This is a genomic window from Pseudomonas sp. B414 (genome assembly GCF_055408445.1).
Genome location: NZ_JBUZTQ010000012.1, coordinates 31,023 through 48,503 on the forward strand (window position 1 = coordinate 31,023; position 17,481 = coordinate 48,503).

Annotated in this window: 13 protein-coding genes and 1 pseudogene; 8 read left to right on the forward strand and 6 right to left on the reverse strand. The window is 57.0% G+C overall.

What is annotated here, in order from left to right:
- Positions 1 to 11 precede the first annotated feature (11 nt).
- Entirely contained in the window at positions 12 to 857 is an 846-nt protein-coding gene (locus tag ACZRMH_RS12435) for an AAA family ATPase (protein ID WP_464013644.1), read from the reverse strand.
- Positions 858 to 1,064: 207 nt separating this feature from the next.
- Between ACZRMH_RS12435 and cysK the strand changes: the two genes are divergently transcribed.
- The 3 genes from cysK to ACZRMH_RS12450 all read left to right on the forward strand — a co-directional run bounded on the left by cysK (position 1,065) and on the right by ACZRMH_RS12450 (position 4,815).
- Positions 1,065 to 2,039: a cysteine synthase A gene (cysK, locus tag ACZRMH_RS12440; RefSeq protein WP_464013645.1), complete on the forward strand. Its 975-nt coding sequence runs from the start codon at positions 1,065 to 1,067 to the stop codon at positions 2,037 to 2,039.
- Positions 2,040 to 2,255: 216 nt separating this feature from the next.
- Complete coding sequence (locus tag ACZRMH_RS12445) at positions 2,256 to 3,194, forward strand: aspartyl/asparaginyl beta-hydroxylase domain-containing protein (protein ID WP_464013646.1); 939 nt, start codon at positions 2,256 to 2,258, stop codon at positions 3,192 to 3,194.
- Between the two features lie 757 nt (positions 3,195 to 3,951).
- Positions 3,952 to 4,815 (forward strand): DMT family transporter, encoded by an 864-nt coding sequence (locus ACZRMH_RS12450; protein WP_464013647.1) that lies wholly within the window; start codon positions 3,952 to 3,954, stop codon positions 4,813 to 4,815.
- 29 nt (positions 4,816 to 4,844) lie between these two features.
- On the opposite strand, the pseudogene ACZRMH_RS12455 reads toward ACZRMH_RS12450, so the two are convergent.
- The 4 genes and pseudogenes from ACZRMH_RS12455 to ACZRMH_RS12470 all read right to left on the reverse strand — a co-directional run.
- Positions 4,845 to 4,991 (reverse strand): annotated as a pseudogene (locus ACZRMH_RS12455) (EamA/RhaT family transporter); the annotation flags it as partial.
- Positions 4,992 to 5,102: 111 nt separating this feature from the next.
- The gene (locus ACZRMH_RS12460) at positions 5,103 to 5,480 is read right to left on the reverse strand and encodes a hypothetical protein (RefSeq protein ID WP_464013726.1); all 378 of its coding nucleotides are present in this window, start codon (positions 5,478 to 5,480) and stop codon (positions 5,103 to 5,105) included.
- Positions 5,481 to 5,502: 22 nt separating this feature from the next.
- Positions 5,503 to 6,651: a polymorphic toxin type 44 domain-containing protein gene (locus ACZRMH_RS12465; protein WP_464013648.1), complete on the reverse strand. Its 1,149-nt coding sequence runs from the start codon at positions 6,649 to 6,651 to the stop codon at positions 5,503 to 5,505.
- A 205-nt stretch (positions 6,652 to 6,856) separates the two neighbouring features.
- A complete protein-coding gene (locus ACZRMH_RS12470) occupies positions 6,857 to 7,747 on the reverse strand; it encodes a DMT family transporter (RefSeq protein WP_464013649.1) in 891 nt (296 codons plus the stop codon).
- 138 nt (positions 7,748 to 7,885) lie between these two features.
- On the opposite strand from ACZRMH_RS12470, the gene aceK reads away from it, so the two are divergent.
- The 5 genes from aceK (at position 7,886) to ACZRMH_RS12495 (ending at position 15,878) form a co-directional block, all read left to right on the forward strand.
- Positions 7,886 to 9,598, forward strand: a complete 1,713-nt coding sequence (aceK, locus tag ACZRMH_RS12475) for a bifunctional isocitrate dehydrogenase kinase/phosphatase (RefSeq protein WP_464013650.1) — start codon at positions 7,886 to 7,888, stop codon at positions 9,596 to 9,598.
- A gap of 84 nt (positions 9,599 to 9,682) precedes the next feature.
- The gene (gene hrpA, locus ACZRMH_RS12480; RefSeq protein WP_464013651.1) at positions 9,683 to 13,594 is read left to right on the forward strand and encodes an ATP-dependent RNA helicase HrpA; all 3,912 of its coding nucleotides are present in this window, start codon (positions 9,683 to 9,685) and stop codon (positions 13,592 to 13,594) included.
- Between the two features lie 210 nt (positions 13,595 to 13,804).
- Entirely contained in the window at positions 13,805 to 14,926 is a 1,122-nt protein-coding gene (locus ACZRMH_RS12485; protein WP_464013652.1) for a beta-ketoacyl-ACP synthase III, read from the forward strand.
- Between the two features lie 113 nt (positions 14,927 to 15,039).
- Positions 15,040 to 15,651, forward strand: coding sequence for an RNA polymerase sigma factor (locus tag ACZRMH_RS12490; protein WP_464013653.1), 612 nt, complete (start codon positions 15,040 to 15,042; stop codon positions 15,649 to 15,651).
- Positions 15,645 to 15,878: an anti-sigma factor family protein gene (locus ACZRMH_RS12495; RefSeq protein WP_464013654.1), complete on the forward strand. Its 234-nt coding sequence runs from the start codon at positions 15,645 to 15,647 to the stop codon at positions 15,876 to 15,878. Before ACZRMH_RS12490 ends, ACZRMH_RS12495 begins: the two co-directional genes overlap by 7 nt.
- Positions 15,879 to 16,005: 127 nt before the next feature.
- Here ACZRMH_RS12495 and ACZRMH_RS12500 read toward each other — a convergent pair whose 3' ends face one another.
- The gene (locus ACZRMH_RS12500; protein ID WP_464013655.1) at positions 16,006 to 17,298 is read right to left on the reverse strand and encodes a putative porin; all 1,293 of its coding nucleotides are present in this window, start codon (positions 17,296 to 17,298) and stop codon (positions 16,006 to 16,008) included.
- Between the last annotated feature and the right edge of the window lie 183 nt (positions 17,299 to 17,481).

The window sequence follows — 17,481 nt, forward strand, 5'->3', positions numbered from 1 at the left end:
TTCTCGAAAAATCAGCGATTGGGACGACGGCTCATAAACGCCAGGCGCTCAAGCAATTGCACGTCCTGCTCGTTTTTCACCAGCGCGCCCGCCAGTGGCGGAATGGCCTTGGTCGGATCTCGTTCGCGCAATACGGCTTCGCCGATATTGTCGGCCATCAGCAGCTTGAGCCAGTCCACCAGCTCGGAGGTTGAAGGCTTTTTCTTTAGCCCGGGGACTTTGCGCACATCAAAAAATACGTCCAGGGCTTCGCTCACCAGCTCCTGCTTGATGTTCGGGAAGTGCACGTCGACAATTTTTTGCAGGGTGGTGCGATCCGGGAAGCTGATGTAGTGGAAGAAACAACGGCGCAGAAACGCGTCAGGCAGTTCTTTTTCGTTGTTGGAAGTAATGATAATGATCGGTCGGACTTTGGCCTTGATCGTCTCGTCTGTCTCGTAAACGTAGAACTCCATCTTGTCGAGTTCTTGCAGCAGGTCGTTGGGGAACTCGATATCGGCCTTGTCGATTTCGTCAATCAGCAGGATCACCCGCTCTTCGGCCTCGAAGGCTTCCCACAACTTGCCCTTTTTCAGGTAATTGCGCACATCGTGAACCTTGTCCACGCCCAGTTGCGAGTCGCGCAGGCGGCTGACCGCGTCGTACTCGTACAGGCCCTGGTGGGCCTTGGTGGTGGACTTGATATGCCAGGTGATCAGCTTGCAGCCAAAGGATTCGGCCAGTTGTTCGGCCAGCATGGTCTTGCCGGTGCCGGGCTCGCCCTTCACCAGCAGCGGACGTTCCAGGGTGATGGCCGCGTTGACCGCCAGCTTCAGGTCATCGGTGGCCACATAGGCGCGGGTGCCTTCAAACTTCATCTGCAATTCCTCAAGCCATGACCCGGGCCCTGCAAAGGGCAGGGCGGGAGAACCAAAAAAGTATGTCCGACTATAACGCGCTACCCGCATAACGTGAACGCAGACGCGCCATTCAGTCTCTGAATAAGGCGTCACGCCATGACTGGACGCCTGTGAACGTGAGGCCTACCCTTGAGGCCTTCCCAAAAGGTGCACAAGGACCTCGCCATGAGCCGCATTTTTGCAGACAACGCCCAATCCATCGGTAATACGCCTTTAATACAGATCAACAGCATCGCCCCCCGTGGCGTGACTATCCTGGCCAAGACCGAAGGCCGTAACCCTGGCTACTCTGTGAAATGCCGGATCGGCGCCAATATGATCTGGGACGCCGAGAGCCGTGGCGTGCTCAAGCCGGGTATGACCATTATCGAACCGACCTCGGGCAATACCGGCATTGGCCTGGCGTTTGTTGCTGCGGCTCGCGGTTACAAATTGATCCTGACCATGCCTTCATCGATGAGTCTTGAGCGGCGCAAGGTACTCAAGGCTCTGGGGGCCGAACTGGTCCTGACCGAGCCGGCCAAGGGCATGAAAGGCGCCATCGACAAGGCCGCCGAAATTCTGGCCAGCGATACGCTCAATTATTTTATGCCCCAGCAGTTTGAAAACCCGGCCAACCCGGCGATTCACGAAAAGACCACCGGCCCGGAAATCTGGAATGACACCGATGGCGGGGTCGATGTACTGGTGTCTGGCGTCGGCACCGGTGGCACCATTACCGGAGTTTCGCGCTATATCAAGCACACCCAGGGCAAGCCGATCCTGTCGGTCGCGGTAGAACCCATCACTTCGCCGGTGATTACCCAGGCGCTCGCCGGTGAAGAGATCAAGCCTTCACCGCACAAGATCCAGGGCATCGGCGCGGGTTTTGTGCCGAAAAACCTGGATCTGTCGATTGTCGACAAGGTTGAGCTGGTCAGTGATGACGAATCCAAGGCCATGGCCCTGCGCCTGATGCACGAAGAAGGCATCCTGTGCGGGATCTCCAGCGGTGCCGCCATGGCCGCAGCGGTGCGCCTGGCGGAAACCCCGGAAATGCAGGGCAAGACCATTGTCGTGATCTTCCCTGATTCGGGCGAACGCTACCTGTCGAGTTTCCTGTTCAGCGATATGTTCAGCGAGCAGGAATTGCATCAGTAACATTGTCAGGGGCCGGCTTGCCGGCTCCGCAGGGTTTTGCAACTGACGCAAATCAAGCGGTTTAAGCAACCGCTTGGGCATAATTGGCCGTTGTTACGTAAGACTTAAGGCTGAATATTGGAATTCGCTGGTTTTGTCCTACGTCGGTAGTATTTATCATGGCCGGCTGCCACGTCGGGCTATGGTTGCCGCACGGTATTTTCGAGGAGTTGTTGCATGACCTTATCCTTCGCCATCAAGGCAGGGCTGATACTGCTGTTTGTCGGCAGCATTCTTTACGTGCATTTGCGCGGCAAGGCGCGGTTGCCGGTGTTGCGCCAGTTCGTCAACCACTCCGCGTTCTTTGCGCCCTACAATGCCCTGATGTACCTGTTCTCGGGCGTGCCGTCCAAACCTTACCTGGACCGCAGCAAGTTCCCCGAACTGGATGTGCTCAAGGACAACTGGCAAGCGATCCGCGAAGAAGCCATGCACCTGTTTGACGAGGGTTACATTCGCGCTGCAGAAAAGAACAACGACGCCGGCTTTGGCTCGTTCTTCAAAAAAGGCTGGAAGCGCTTTTACCTCAAATGGTACGACAAGGCGCTGCCATCGGCTGAATTGCTGTGCCCGAAAACCGTTGAGCTGGTCAACAGCATCCCCAACGTCAAAGGTGCCATGTTCGCCTTGCTGCCGGGCGGTAGCCACCTCAACCCGCATCGCGACCCGTTTGCCGGATCGCTGCGTTATCACCTTGGCTTGTCGACCCCCAACTCCGATGCCTGCCGCATCTTTGTCGATGGCGAGGAATATGCCTGGCGTGACGGTGAAGACGTGATGTTCGACGAGACGTACGTACACTGGGTCAAGAACGAAACCGATATCACCCGCGTCATCCTGTTTTGCGATATCGAACGCCCACTGACCAGCCCGCTGATGACCCGCATCAACCGTTGGGTCAGCGCACAACTGGGTAAAGCCACCGCACCGCAGAACCTCGATGACGAGCGCGTAGGCGGTATCAACAAGGCTTACGCCTGGAGCAAAACCTTCAGCGACCGCTTCAGTGGCGTGGTCAAGCAGTGGAAGCGCCGTAATCCCAAGCTGTACCGCATTGCCCGGCCGATATTGGCGGTACTGGTGCTGGTGCTGTTATGGCGCTGGTTGTTTGGCTGATTTCATACCCAAAAAAACCGCTCATTCACGAGCGGTTTTTTTTTGGAGTTTTTTAAGTCAGCTGCCCGCTAAAACACCTGCAGGTTCATCAGCTTTACTGCCGTTGAGCGTAATGCGCAAAAAACGCTGCTGGGAGATCGAAGCTGTTGAGCCCATGGGCTTGCTCTCAGTACGAGGCTTGTGTTGGGTGGGGGCAGGCGTTGTGATCGTGATCGGCATATTGCCACCAGATTGGTTGTTTATTGTACAACGAAGTCGATGCTAATCTTTCTCTAAGCGGACAACAAGCCGCCCGAATGCATCAAATTGAAACCCCAGTTCCTGGTACACCTTCATGGCGCCCGCAGCGGGATCTGGGTCTTGGCATAAGGAACATTTAGTGAATTGGCAGCCCACTGATTTACTCGACTCCCGTGTGTTTTTAATCAGCTGAGTCGTTGCATTTGATGTCGAGCGCTGGTTATAGTTGGTATTCGATTGTTCTCTTCAAAAAAGATCAGCCCATGCCGGTTTCCATTCCTCACAGTTGCGTCGCTTCAGCAGTCTTTGCTGGCGTGGTGACGTGCGGGAATCAGCAGCCTGCGCAGATCAGTCACTATCCTCCTCCTGTCAGTCGCACTGTGGTGTACGTCGTCGTATCGCCACCGGGTGTTGTAGCGGGCTGAGCCGAGCGTTCGGTTGCCCGTACCCGTCTAAAAAACCAATGAACTTCAGCTACGGCTGAGTCGGCTTTTTTGCCTGATGACAGGTGCTATCCATGTTTTCGATTTCCAAAGAGTCCGCGCTGGCGGCTGCGTCCACGTGCCTGTTTGTACTGCTGTGGAGCAGCGGCGCGATTTTCTCAAAATGGGGGCTGGCGCATGCGTCGCCGTTTGCCTTTTTGTTGATTCGTTTTGCCATCGCCCTGCTGGCGCTAATGCTGATAATTCCGTTGATGAAGTTTCAACTGCCCCGTGGCAACCGGGCGATCAGTTATGCATTGGCCACCGGCGTGGTGCTGCTGGGGGCGTATCAGATCTTTTATCTGCTGGCGCTGGATCTGAAAGTCACCCCCGGGGTGATGGCCACCGTTATGGGGGTACAGCCGATTCTTACCGCGGTGATCATGGAGCGCAGGCATTCCTTCAGTCGTTCCCTGGGGTTGCTGCTGGGGCTGGCCGGCTTGGTCCTGGTGGTGTACCAGGGCATCGGTCTGGCAGGTTTGTCATGGACCGGAATGCTCTACGCCCTGTTGGCACTGGCCAGCATGACGGCAGGCACCTTGATGCAGAAGCGCATTACGCAAAACCCGCTGGGCACGCTGCCGTTGCAATACCTGGCGGGGTTGCTGGCCTGTGCGGTGTTTGTGCCGTTCCAGCCGTTTCACTTTGAACACAGTGCGGGCTTTGTCGTACCGGTGTTGTGGATGGGGCTGGTGGTCTCGGTACTGGCAACTTTGCTGCTGTACCGGATGATCGCCAGGGGTAATCTGGTCAATGTCACCAGCTTGTTCTATCTGGTGCCTGCGGTGACCGCAGTGATGGACTACCTGATCTTTGGCAACAAGCTTGCAGCCTTGAGCCTGCTCGGGATGGCGATGATTATCATCGGTCTGATGTTTGTGTTCCGTAAGCCCGCTTGAGCCAATGCCGCTCCCACAAAGAGTTGTTCTTACTTGGTCGCGGCTCCAGGCTTAAGCACCAGCCACAGTGCCACTGCGATCAGCATGCCGCCATACAAATGCGCCATCGACAGTGGCTCACCGAGAAACAGCGCGCCCCATAACACGCCAAACGGCGGGATCATAAAGGTCACGGTCTATGCGTGGTGGCTGCACTCTGTAGGGATGTGACCCGCGCGGGCACATTAGTCTGAAGCTTTGATTTACTGATGTTGAGGCCATTTGCAGTGCGCATGCCATGGCCTCTGTCAGGGCTTTGCAGTGTCGATGACGCATTGTTTCAAGCTGTCTTCGTCTGTACCGCTGCCTTCACTCCTGTCAATGCCGCCGTTGGCATCGAGATAGATGTCAGTGTTCGGCCATTTTGGCGTGATACTGACACAGTGATGGCGCCCCTTGTCGCTCCACCAATCCAACTGCATGAAAAAGTGTTCGTCTGGAAAGATAAAGCCATTATCAGAAGTACCGCCTCCGGGTTGCATCCGTCCTTTGTATATCCGATGTTGCACGTTCCAGATGTACTTGAGTTCTTCCTTGCCGTTTTCGGCGTAATGCACGGTTACTGTCGGCTCAAGAAGGGTCTTCCCCACAAAAAATAATAATGCTAGTAACGGAATGTATAACAACCAAGCGCATCCAGACCTTCTCTTATTCGCATTTGTGGTTGTCAATTCCTTCTCCCCAGTTCTCTGGTGCTATTGTCAGCACTTCGTCCATGATCATCTTCGCGGTTATCCCGCCGTTGGGGTGCAGGTTGGCGAGTCTCACGCCGATACTGATCGATACCCTATCAGCAACATCGTCCCATGATCGCAGCTCCGTCCATGGGCTGGCTGTTGGGTGTGGCCCGGGCAGCGTCCAATCCTTTGCGGGCTTTTTTACCCATTCCTCGCCCTTTCTCAGGGCGTCCGAGGCGATTTGCTCAGCCCCGGCGCCGTCCAGCAACACGCTCTCAGACAGTCCGCCGATGATTCCGATATATCCATAATGGATATTCGACCATATATCGTAGAAGTACATGTACTTCCCTTGCTTGTGCCAGAAGGTGCCATTAAACAGTGCTTTCAGCTTCGGCTTGTGGTCCCACTCCTGATTCTGGCCCACCTTCCTCGTCCAGATTGCGGCGGCTGCAACTTTATGCGCCTTTGCGATACAGCTGAAGTTTGGTGGTCCACCCAAGCGCGCAAGCATTGGCAGTTTCGCGAACTGCTTTGCGGCTAAATCGGGGTCGTAGTTGATCAGCTTTTTCATCTCCAGCACAGCCGGATCGTGGATGTTGCGGTTCATCTCACCGGCAATGTAGCTGGCCAGCTCTTCCATCTGATCAGGATGATTGCAAACGACAGGTTGCGTTTTTTCGAGCAGTGTTGTCTCCGGGCTGATCAAACCAGTCAGTCCTTGAGTCGGGATATCACAGGTGTATTCGCTTTTGTAGGAACCATTACTGATGGCTTTTGCCCAGGCGTGCGTGGCGGCTTGAGCCAGCGCAGCAAACTCTGAGGCGATGGTCACTCTACCGTCTTCAGCGGCCATCATCGTGCGCTGAGTGGCGAGCAAACGATTACTGCCTAAAAGGCAGCCGCATTGCACTGCATGCCCATGAGTTGCCACTGCAATCCCCTCAACGATAAAGGTCGGATTGCCTTCAGCGATAAATCCTATGCTGCTGCATTTGGGGCACCACACCGGGTCGCTGATTCTGGCGGCCTCCCGGTACTCTACATAAGTTGTGGCTGATCCTTTGATCACCTTGCCACCGGTCGTGGTTGGGTCACCTTCCCGGATTACGTAGGCCACGGGATGCATTCCTTCGAGAGCGTTTTTCTCGATGTTAGTGACTCACGCCTTGGAAGGATGTAGGGCAACTCCTAAATATCGTGCTCTATTTTAGCGGCGGCGGGCATGGGACTTTCCAGAGCGAGCTGCGACCCTTGAGCTAGATCGTTGTGTTTGTGTTCCGTAAGCCCGCTTGAGCCAATTCCGCTCCCACAAAGAGTTGTTCTTACTTGGTCGCGGCTCCAGGTTTAAGCACCAGCCACAGCGCCACTGCGATCAGCATGCCGCCGTACAAATGCGCCATCGACAGTGGCTCGCCAAGAAACAGCGCGCCCCATAACACGCCAAACGGTGGGATCATAAAGGTCACGGTCATGGATTTGACCGGGCCGATGCTGGTCAGTAAACGGAAATACAGGATGTAAGCAAACGCCGTACATACCAACCCCAGCCCCAATAACGATAGCCACACACTCATGCCGCCCCAGCTGGCTGGCGGCTGAGTGGCCACGCTCAGCGCAAACAGCGGCAACAGGAACAGCGTGGCCCCCAGCATGCTGCCCAACGCCGAAAGCCGTGGGTCCAGGCCGCCTTGCTGATCCAGCCAGCGCCGTGCCAGAAAGCCGGCAAAGCCATAAAAGGTGGTAGCCAGCAGGCAGGCGAGGGCGCCCATCAGCAAGTCCAGGTTAAAAGCCACTGGCCCGGCGCGGGTCAGAATCCCTACGCCAAGCAACCCGAGAAACACCCCGGCCATTTTCGTCAGAGTCAGTTTTTCGCTGAAAAACAACCCGCCAATCAAAACGCCCATAAGTGGGGTGGTGGCGTTAAAAATGGACGAATAACCGGCAGGTAATACCTGGGCTGCCACCGAATACAGAGTGGCCGGAATCCCGGAGTTGACCACCCCCAGAATCAGGATCACCTTGAGCTTGCCGCCGAAATCCCAACGTACACGCATCAGCGCCAGAATCACTACCAGGCCGGTCGCGGCGATGGAAACTCGAAAAAATGCCGTAGGGATGGTTCCGAGTACCGGTGCGATTATCCGCATAAACAGAAAACTGGCGCCCCAAATACCGGCCAGCGACAGCATGCGGACCAAATCGACAAGTCTCACGGGAATTTCCTTACAAGGTTTGAGCCGGGCAGTGTAGGGGATGCTGCGCGCAAGGCAATGGTTGCACCTGCTAACAATTGGCCACTAAGCTCATCCTCATAACAAAACCCTCACCGACAGTCGTGCAGAGGTTCCACCATGCCCCAATCCTGGCCGGCGGCCGCCATCGCGCAAATGATCCTTGATGGCTTTGATGATTACCGCGAGCACTTTCGTCAGATCACCGATGGCGCTCGCGCCCGGTTTGAAAGGGCGCAGTGGCAAGATGGGCAGGTTGCCTCGGCGGCCAGAATCAATCTGTATGAGCGCAAGGTCAGCGAAATCCGGCAACGTTTGCAGGGCGCTTTTATCGATCAGGACTTGCTCGATGCCGAGCAATGGCCACGGGTCAAAAGTGCCTATATCCGTCTTATTGACCTGCGTTTCGACGATGAGCTGGCCGAGACCTGGTACAACTCGACCTTTTGCAGTCTGTTCAGCCATGACCTGATCAGCGACGGTTGCATGTTTATTCACACCACCCGTCCTGTATTGCGTCAGGCCCGTGCTGCGCAAACTCGTACCTATTGCCCGGGCGGGCAGTTGGCGCAGGTGCTGGCGCAGATTTTCAGCGACTTTGCCTTCGATGAGCCTTACGCCGACCTGCCGGGGGATTTGCTCAGGCTCGAAGCCCAGTTGCGCGACAGCTTACCGGACTGGGTGTGCAAGGACCCGCAGTTGAGCATCGAGCTGTTTGCGTCAGTGCTCTATCGCAACAAGGGGGCCTATCTGCTGGGGCGTCTCTACACCCGGGACGAACAATGGCCGCTGGTGATCCCGTTGCTGCACCGTGAAGGCCATGGGATTCAGATCGACGCGCTGATTACCGACGAAGCCGAAGTGTCGATCATCTTCTCGTTCACCCGCTCGTATTTCATGGTGGATGTGCCGGTGCCGGCCGAGTTTGTCGGCTTTCTCAAACGCATCCTGCCGGGCAAGCATATCGCTGAGCTGTACACCTCGATCGGCTTTTACAAACATGGCAAGTCCGAATTTTACCGGGCGTTGATCAATCACTTGGCCAGTACCGATGACCGCTTTGTCATGGCCCCCGGAGTGCGTGGCATGGTCATGACCGTGTTTACCCTGCCGGGCTTCAATACGGTATTCAAACTGATCAAGGATCGCTTCTCACCGTCGAAAAACGTTAATCGCGCCACGGTTATCGAGAAGTACCGTCTGGTAAAAAGCGTCGATCGTGTCGGGCGAATGGCCGATACCCAGGAGTTTGCCGATTTCCGCTTTCCGGTCAGCAAGTTCGACCCCGAGTGCCTGGCCGAATTGCTGGAAGTCGCGCCTTCAACCGTGGTCGTGGAGGGGGATCAGGTATTGATTCGCCATTGCTGGACTGAACGGCGCATGACCCCGCTCAATCTGTATCTGGAAAACGCCAGCAGCGCGCAAGTCCGCGAGGCGCTGGATGACTACGGGCTGGCGATCAAGCAGCTGGCAGCGGCCAATATCTTCCCCGGCGATATGCTGCTGAAAAACTTTGGCGTCACCCGCCATGGCCGCGTGGTGTTCTATGACTACGACGAAATCTGCTACCTGACCGAAGCCAACTTTCGATATATCCCGCAGCCACGGACTCCGGAAGACGAGATGGCCAGCGAACCCTGGTATTCCATCGGGCCGCTTGACGTGTTTCCTGAGGAGTTCCCGCCGTTCCTGTTCGCCGATATTGGTCAGCGCCGACTGTTCAACGAGCTTCACGGCGATCTCTACGACGCCGATTACTGGAAGGGCCTGCAAACGGCGATTCTGCAGGGCAAGGTGATTGATGTGTTTCCCTATAGGCGCCGAGGCCAATAGTGTTCCTGCATACAATAGGCTCTGTTTCCCTCACAAATCTGCGACAATCCGCCCCCTGCATTTACGAAGACTCTTGCGCACCTGATGACTGACGAATCGCCTGCTATCGACCAACTGTTGAAAAACCTTGATCAAGCCATGATTGCCGACCGCCACAAGTTGCGTCGGCAGTTGCATGAGCTGCGCAAAAAGCCTGACGAGGCCAAGCTGGCCGTCTGGGCCGAGCGGGTGCAGGCGTCGTGCGCGCAGGTGACAGCGCGGGCGGCCAGTGTGCCGCTGATTCGCTATGACGAAAACCTGCCGATTGCCGCCAAGCGTGACGAGATCAAGGCCGCGTTGCTCAAGCATCAGGTGCTGATCCTGGCCGGTGAAACCGGCTCGGGTAAAACCACTCAGCTGCCGAAAATCTGCCTTGAAATCGGCCGTGGCCAGCATGGTCTGATCGGCCATACCCAGCCGCGCCGAATCGCTGCGCGCAGTGTCGCCAGCCGGGTGGCCGAAGAGCTGGGTACACCGTTGGGCGCGCTGGTCGGCTATCAGGTGCGGTTTGAGGATCAGAGCGATTCCAACACCCTGGTCAAGCTGATGACCGATGGCATCTTGCTGGCCGAAACCCAGCACGATCGTTATCTCGAACGCTATGACACGATCATTGTCGACGAAGCCCACGAGCGCAGCCTGAATATCGATTTCCTGCTGGGTTATCTGAAGATTTTGCTGCCGCGTCGTCCCGACCTGAAAGTCATCATCACCTCGGCGACCATTGACCTGGAGCGTTTTTCCAAGCACTTCGATGATGCGCCTATTGTTGAGGTGTCGGGCCGCACCTTCCCGGTTGAAACCTGGTATCGACCGTTGACCTCCGAGCAGGATGAAGAGGGCAACAATGTCGAGGAAGACCTGAGCGTCGATCAGGCCATTATCGCCACCCTGGATGAGATTGCTGCGTTCGAGCGCAGTGAGCGCAAAAGCCCGGGTGACGTGCTGGTGTTCTTGCCCGGCGAGCGCGAAATCCGCGATGCCGCCGACATGTTGCGCAAGGCGCAGCTCAAACACACCGAAATTCTGCCTTTATATGCGCGACTGTCGCCTGCCGAGCAGCAGCGGATTTTCCAGTCGCACCCGGGGCGTCGTGTGGTGCTGGCCACCAACGTGGCGGAAACCTCACTGACCGTGCCCGGCATTCGCTATGTGATCGACAGCGGCACTGCGCGTATCAGTCGTTACAGCTACCGGGCCAAGGTCCAGCGTCTGCCGATCGAGGCGATTTCCCAGGCCAGTGCCAACCAGCGTAAAGGTCGTTGTGGTCGCGTAGAACCGGGCATTTGCGTACGACTTTATGCTGAAGAGGACTTTAACGGGCGCCCGGAATTTACCGATCCGGAGATTCTGCGTACCAACCTCGCGGCAGTTATCCTGCAGATGCTGCACCTGCGTCTGGGCGAGATTACGGCGTTTCCGTTTATCGAGCCGCCCGATGGCAAGGCGATCACCGATGGTTTCAACCTGCTGCAAGAGCTGTCGGCGGTTAACCGCGAAAATCAGCTGACCCCGCTGGGGCGCCAGTTGGCGCGCTTGCCGGTGGATCCGCGCATGGGCCGCATGCTGCTTGAAGCTGCCAAGCTCGGCAGCTTGCAGGAAGTGTTGATTGTTGCCAGTGCGATGTCGGTGCAAGACCCACGCGAACGTCCGCCCGAGCGTCAGCAAGCAGCCGATCAGGCCCACGCGCAATGGAAAGATGTGGACTCGGACTTTGCTGGCCTGATCAATGTGTGGCGCGGTTTTGAAGAGCAGCGCCAGGCCCTGACCGCCAGCCCGCTGCGCAACTGGTGTCGGAAAAATTTCCTCAACTATTTACGCTTGCGCGAATGGCGCGACTCCCATCGTCAACTGAGCCTGATTTGCCGCGACATGCAGCTCACGGTCAATCAGGAACCGGCCGACTACCCGAAACTGCACAAGGCGGTGTTGTCCGGCTTGCTGAGCCAGATCGGGCAAAAAACCGAAGACGGCGATTACCTGGGTGCGCGTCAGCGTCGGTTCTGGATTCATCCTTCGTCCGGGCTTGGCAAAAAGCGTCCGCAATGGCTGATGACCGCCGAACTGGTGGAAACCACCAAGCTGTATGCGCGCATGGTGGCCAAGATCGAGCCGGACTGGATCGAACCGCTGGCCGGGCATTTGATCAAAAAGAACTACTTTGAACCGCACTGGGAGAAGAAGCGCGGGCAAGTGGTGGCTTACGAGCAGATCACCTTGTTCGGCCTGATCGTGGTCGGTCGGCGGGCGGTGCATTACGGGCCGATCGACCCGGTGCTGTCGCGTGAACTGTTTATCCGTGAAGGGTTGGTGCGTGGCGAGATTCAGTCGCGGGCCAAGTGCCTGACGGCCAATGCGCAGTTGCTGGAGCAACTCGACGAGCTGGAGGCCAAGGCCCGCCGTCGCGATATTCTGGCCGATGAAGAAACCTTGTACGCATTTTACGATGCCCGCCTGCCTGCCGAGATCCATCAGACCGCGACCTTTGATAGCTGGTATCGGGTCCATAGCCAGAAAGATCCGCAGTTGCTGATCATGCGCGAAGAAGACGTGCTGGCCCGCGAAGCCACCGAAATCACCGCTCGGCATTTCCCTGACACACTGCATCTGGGTGATTTGACCCTGGAGCTGAGTTATCACTTTGAACCTAACCATCCCCGTGATGGCGTAACGGTCAAAGTACCAGCGCCGCTGCTTCCGGTATTGCCCCCAGAGCGCCTGGAGTGGCTGGTGCCCGGGATGATCGAGGCCAAGTGCATTGCCCTGGTGCGCAGCTTGCCCAAGGCATTGCGCAAAAACTTTGTGCCGGTGCCGGACTTTATCAAGGCAGCGCTGGAACGCATGGAGTTTGCCCAGGGCTCGTTGCCGCAGACCCTGGGCCGCGAATTGCTGCGCATGACTGGCGCCCGGGTCAGTGACGAAGCGTGGGCGGAGGCTGCGCTGCAGGTCGAAAATCATCTGAAGATGAATATCGAAGTGGTCGATGCTGACGGCAAGTTCCTCGGCGAGGGCCGTGATCTGGCCGAGTTGACCGCGCGCTTTGCCCAGGCCAGTCAGGCCGCCCTGGCAGTGCCGCAAACAGCAAAAAACCAGCAGCCGGTCGAGGCCAGGGTGTTTGCCCCGGTGGCAGAGAAAACCCAGCAAAAGATCGCCGGACTGTCGATGACGGTTTACCCGGCGCTGGTGGAGGAGGGCAACACGGTCAAGGAAGGACGCTTCTCGACCCCGGCCGAGGCTGAATATCAGCATCGCCGCGCCTTGCAACGTCTGCTGATGCAGCAACTGGCGGAACCGGCGAAGTTTTTGCGCGGCAAGCTGCCGGGGCTGACCGAGCTGGGCTTGCTGTATCGCGAGCTGGGTCGGATCGAGAGCCTGGTTGAAGATATCCTGCTGGCCAGCCTCGACAGCTGCATCCTTGAAGGCGAAGCGGTATTGCCCCGTGATGGCGCCGGACTGGCCTCGCTTGCCGAGCGCAAGCGCGGGGCCTGGACCGAGCATGCCGAGAGGCTGGCGAAGCTGACCCTGGATATCCTCAAGTTGTGGCACGGTCTGCAAAAACGCTTCAAGGGCAAGATCGATCTGGCCCAGGCGGTTGCTCTGAATGATATCAAGCAGCAACTGAGCAATCTGGTGTACCCGGGTTTTGTTCGCGAAACCCCGGCGCAGTGGCTTAAAGAACTGCCGCGTTACCTCAAGGCTATCGAAATGCGCCTTGAAAAACTGCCGGGCCAGGTGCAGAAAGACCGGGTCTGGAGTGGTGAACTGAGCGGGCTTTGGGCGCAATATCAAGCCCGTGCCAGCAAGCATGCCCAGGAAGGCAAGCGCGATCCGCAGCTTGAGTTGTACCGCTGGTGGCTGGAGGAGTACCGCGTATCGCTGTTTGGTCAGCAATTGGGTACCAAGGTGCCGATTTCGGACAAGCGCCTGAGCAAGCAGTGGAGTTTGGTGGACGCGTGACCCCTGGCCGATCTGTAGTCGCTGCCGAGGGACGAAGGCTGCGAGCTTTTGGGCTCATCCAATCGCCGCTTGCGTCCCTCGGCAGCGACTACAAAGTGCGGTTGGCGGCGTAAATAACGCCAAATGCTGCCTTTTATGGCAAACTTCGCGGCTATCAGTACCAGAAACGAATTCAATATCTTCTGTCAGAACAGAATAAGAGGAACGACCGTGCATAACGTCGTCATCAGCGGCACCGGCCTGTATACCCCGGCCAACAGCATCTCCAACGAAGAGCTGGTGCAGTCTTTCAATACCTATGTGCAACAGTTCAACGCCGACAACGCGCAAGCCATCGAGGCAGGCGAAGTCCAGCCTCTGGCCGAGTCGAGCGCCGCGTTTATCGAAAAGGCATCGGGTATCAAAAGCCGTTTTGTGATGGACAAGGACGGCATCCTTGACCCGCAACGCATGCGTCCGCACCTGCCTGAGCGCTCCAACGACGAAATGTCGGTGCTCTGCGAAATGGCCGTAGGCGCGGCCAAACAAGCGCTGGAACGAGCGGGCAAGACCGCTGCCGATATCGACGGCGTGATCGTCGCCTGCTCCAACCTGCAGCGCCCGTATCCAGCCATTGCCATCGAAGTGCAACACGCACTGGGCATTCAGGGCTTCGGTTTTGACATGAACGTGGCCTGTTCTTCGGCGACCTTCGGTATCCAGACTGCCAGCAACAGTGTCCAGCTGGGCCAGGCCCGCGCGGTACTGCTGATCAGCCCGGAAGTATGCACCGGTCACCTGAACTTCCGTGACCGTGACAGCCACTTTATCTTTGGCGATGCCGCGACCGCAGTGGTTGTCGAGCGCGCCGACCTGGCAACCTCCGCACATCAGTTCGATATCGTCAGCAGCAAATTGCTGACCACGTTCTCGAACAATATCCGCAACAACTTTGGCTTCCTTAACCGTGCCTCTGACGAGCCAGCGGACAGCCCGGACAAACTGTTCGTGCAGGAAGGCCGCAAGGTGTTCCGTGACGTGTGCCCGATGGTGGCCGAACTGATCGGTCAGCACCTGGCGGAAAACCAGCTGGATGTGGCCGAGGTCAAGCGCTTCTGGCTGCACCAGGCCAACCTGAGCATGAACCACTTGATCGTGCGCAAGCTGCTGGGCCGCGAAGCTACGATCGAAGAGGCTCCGGTGATTCTCGACACTTACGCCAATACCAGTTCGGCCGGTTCGGTGATTGCCTTCCATAAGTATCAGGATGATCTGGCTGCTGGCTCGCTGGCAGTACTTAGCTCGTTCGGCGCCGGCTATTCGATTGGCAGCGTGATTTTGCGCAAGCGCTAAATACAACGCATTACCTGTGGGAGCAGGCTAGCTCGCGATTCAGGCAAACGGGTTGAGCTGAATGACCGTGTTGATGCTATCGCGAGCAAGCCCGCTCCCACACGGGGAGGCCTATGGTAATCGCTGACAACCCTGAACTTTTAAAGCGGCTGCTGGCCGGCGATCAACAAGCTTTTCGCGAGCTGGTCAGTACCTATCAAAGCGCCATGCGTGCCGTGGCCTATGCCATTGTCGGCAATCGCCATGCTGACGAAGCTGTCCAGGACGCCTGGCTGTCAGTGGTACGCAATCTGTCCGGGTTTGAAGGCCGTTCGAGCCTGAAAACCTGGCTGCTGACCATCACCGCCAACGCGGCGAAAAATCGCTACAAGCAAAATCGTCGTGAAGTCTTGCTCGACGATATCGCCTCCCCCCACGGCACCATTGACGATGACCGGTTTTCCAGTGATGGCCACTGGTTGCTGGCGCCGTTTGCCTGGCATCAGGACACCCCTGAAGCCTTGCTCACCGAAGATGAATTGCGCGAATGCCTTGAGCACACGCTGCTCAGCCTGCCGCAGTTGCAAAGCAGTGTGCTGGTGTTGCGCGAGCGTCAGGGACTGGAACTCGAAGAGATTTGTAATCTTCTTCAGTTGTCGCTCTCTAATGTCCGGGTGCTGGTGCATCGGGCCCGGCTTAAAGTCTTCGCGACGGTGGAGCATTTCGAGGAAACAGGCGAATGTTGACCTGCAAACAGCAAGTAGCTCGCTCAAGCGACTATCTGGATGGCCAGCTGAGTTTTCGTGAGCGATTGTTGGTGCGTCATCATTTGATGTTCTGCCCGAACTGCAGACGTTTTATCAAGCAAATGCGTTTGATGAGCGCCACGTTGAAAAAGCTTCCTGAACCCTTGCCCGCGGATCTGGAGCAAACGGTTAAGCTGATGATGCGCGAGCAGTCGCGCCGGGGGTAGGGGAAAAGCGCGAATGCAGTCGGTGGATGTGATGGGGCCGACGGCATTCACGCTGTGCTTTTGTGGCACAAAACGCTGAATGACTTCAGCGTTTTGTTTGTTGAGTGAAGCTGTTTGCAACCCGGTTTTAGAACTTGGCTTCCAGGTCCAGCTGCAAGGTGTTGGCCTTGGCATCTTTTTGGGTCGACGTTGCGTAGTCGGCCTTGGTCAGGAAGTAAGTCACACCCACACCAAAGTTCTTGTCGATTTCATAACCCACTTTGAATTTGTGGCCGCGTGAACCGGTGGTGCCGTTGGCGAAGTCAGAGTCAGTGAAGGCACCGACCACTGCGTTACGCTGAATGTCGCGGTAGTTGTAGTCCAGGCTGAAGGCGTCGAGCTTGCTTTTGAAACCCACCAGCCAGGCGTTGTCCTCATCGCTGTCGGTCGCTGCGTTGTGTACGTATTGGCCGTACAGCGACAGTGGCAGCGGCAGGTTGGCGATATCGACCTGACCGAAGCCTTCGTACAGACGGAACTCGTCTGTACTGTTGCCGTTGACCGCCAGTGCGCAAGGGGTGGTCTTGGTCCCGGTGGTAGGGCAGGAGCTGTCCTTGTCGTTGTCGTAACTGTAGACACTGCCACCCAGGGTGACTTTCAGGCTGTCGGTGGGTGCGAATTTTGCTCCCAATTGACCGGCATATAGACGCAGGTCGTGGTTGAACTGCACGCCTTCGCCGTCAACGTTGTCCTTGAGGGTGTAGTAACCGGCGCTACCAAACATTTCGACGCCGCTGTTACCCAGGCTGTGCTTGTAGGTGGTCGCCAGGCCTTCAGGGTTGATATCACTGTCCCAGATCACATCGCCCATGCTGACCCAAGGTTGTGGCATCTTGCCAGCAATCAGGTGCAGGTCCTTGACGGCGGTCGGGTGGTAGTCGATGAAAGCCTGATCCAGCCACAGCTGCTTCTTGTCGAAGTAGTTGTCCAGATCCTGGTTGGTGGAGCGCGCATCGTCGCCGCCGCCGGTGGCGATACGAATACCGGTGTTCACTTGCGGGTTGATTTCGGTGTAGGCACCCAGACGGGCACGAATACGCTGGCGGTCCTTGTTCTTGCCATCGGATTCGCCGTCGATCTTGACGGTTTCCTGACGAACTCGCACATCCCCCTTGAGTTCGGTCTTGGCAGCCCAGGCCACTTTCTGTTCGAAGGCGGTCAGGTCGGATTTCTTGACCTGGTTGGCGGCAGCTTCTTGCTTGGCTTGATTCTCACTGGCGAGTTCGGTTTGCAGCTCGGAGTATTGCGCCGGCGATATGGAACCGTTGGCTTTCAGCATTTCGAGCAGTTTGGCATCGACCGCAGCGCTGGCCGGAACGCTCATGGCCAATACCAGGCCACCACACAGTCCCGCAGCAACCCGTGTAGATACAAGACGCATTGTGAATCTCCCAGTGCTGAAATGGCCCTAGCCATCCCAAGAAAAATCGGCCCTTTACGGGCTCACGTTAACGAGGCTTGGGTGTGTCATGAGCGTGTTGGCAAACAGGTCACTCATAACCCCGTGTTCTAAGAAGCGGCGCCAGTATCGCGGCTGGATATGACAGAAAAGTGGCATTCTGAT

Coding starts and splice junctions, on each gene's coding strand:
- ACZRMH_RS12435 (WP_464013644.1), bottom strand. CDS start 857: ATGAAGTTTGAAGGCACCCGCGCCTATGTGGCCACCGATGACCTGAAG.
- cysK (WP_464013645.1), top strand. CDS start 1,065: ATGAGCCGCATTTTTGCAGACAACGCCCAATCCATCGGTAATACGCCT.
- ACZRMH_RS12445 (WP_464013646.1), top strand. CDS start 2,256: ATGACCTTATCCTTCGCCATCAAGGCAGGGCTGATACTGCTGTTTGTC.
- ACZRMH_RS12450 (WP_464013647.1), top strand. CDS start 3,952: ATGTTTTCGATTTCCAAAGAGTCCGCGCTGGCGGCTGCGTCCACGTGC.
- aceK (WP_464013650.1), top strand. CDS start 7,886: ATGCCCCAATCCTGGCCGGCGGCCGCCATCGCGCAAATGATCCTTGAT.
- hrpA (WP_464013651.1), top strand. CDS start 9,683: ATGACTGACGAATCGCCTGCTATCGACCAACTGTTGAAAAACCTTGAT.
- ACZRMH_RS12490 (WP_464013653.1), top strand. CDS start 15,040: ATGGTAATCGCTGACAACCCTGAACTTTTAAAGCGGCTGCTGGCCGGC.
- ACZRMH_RS12495 (WP_464013654.1), top strand. CDS start 15,645: ATGTTGACCTGCAAACAGCAAGTAGCTCGCTCAAGCGACTATCTGGAT.
- ACZRMH_RS12500 (WP_464013655.1), bottom strand. CDS start 17,298: ATGCGTCTTGTATCTACACGGGTTGCTGCGGGACTGTGTGGTGGCCTG.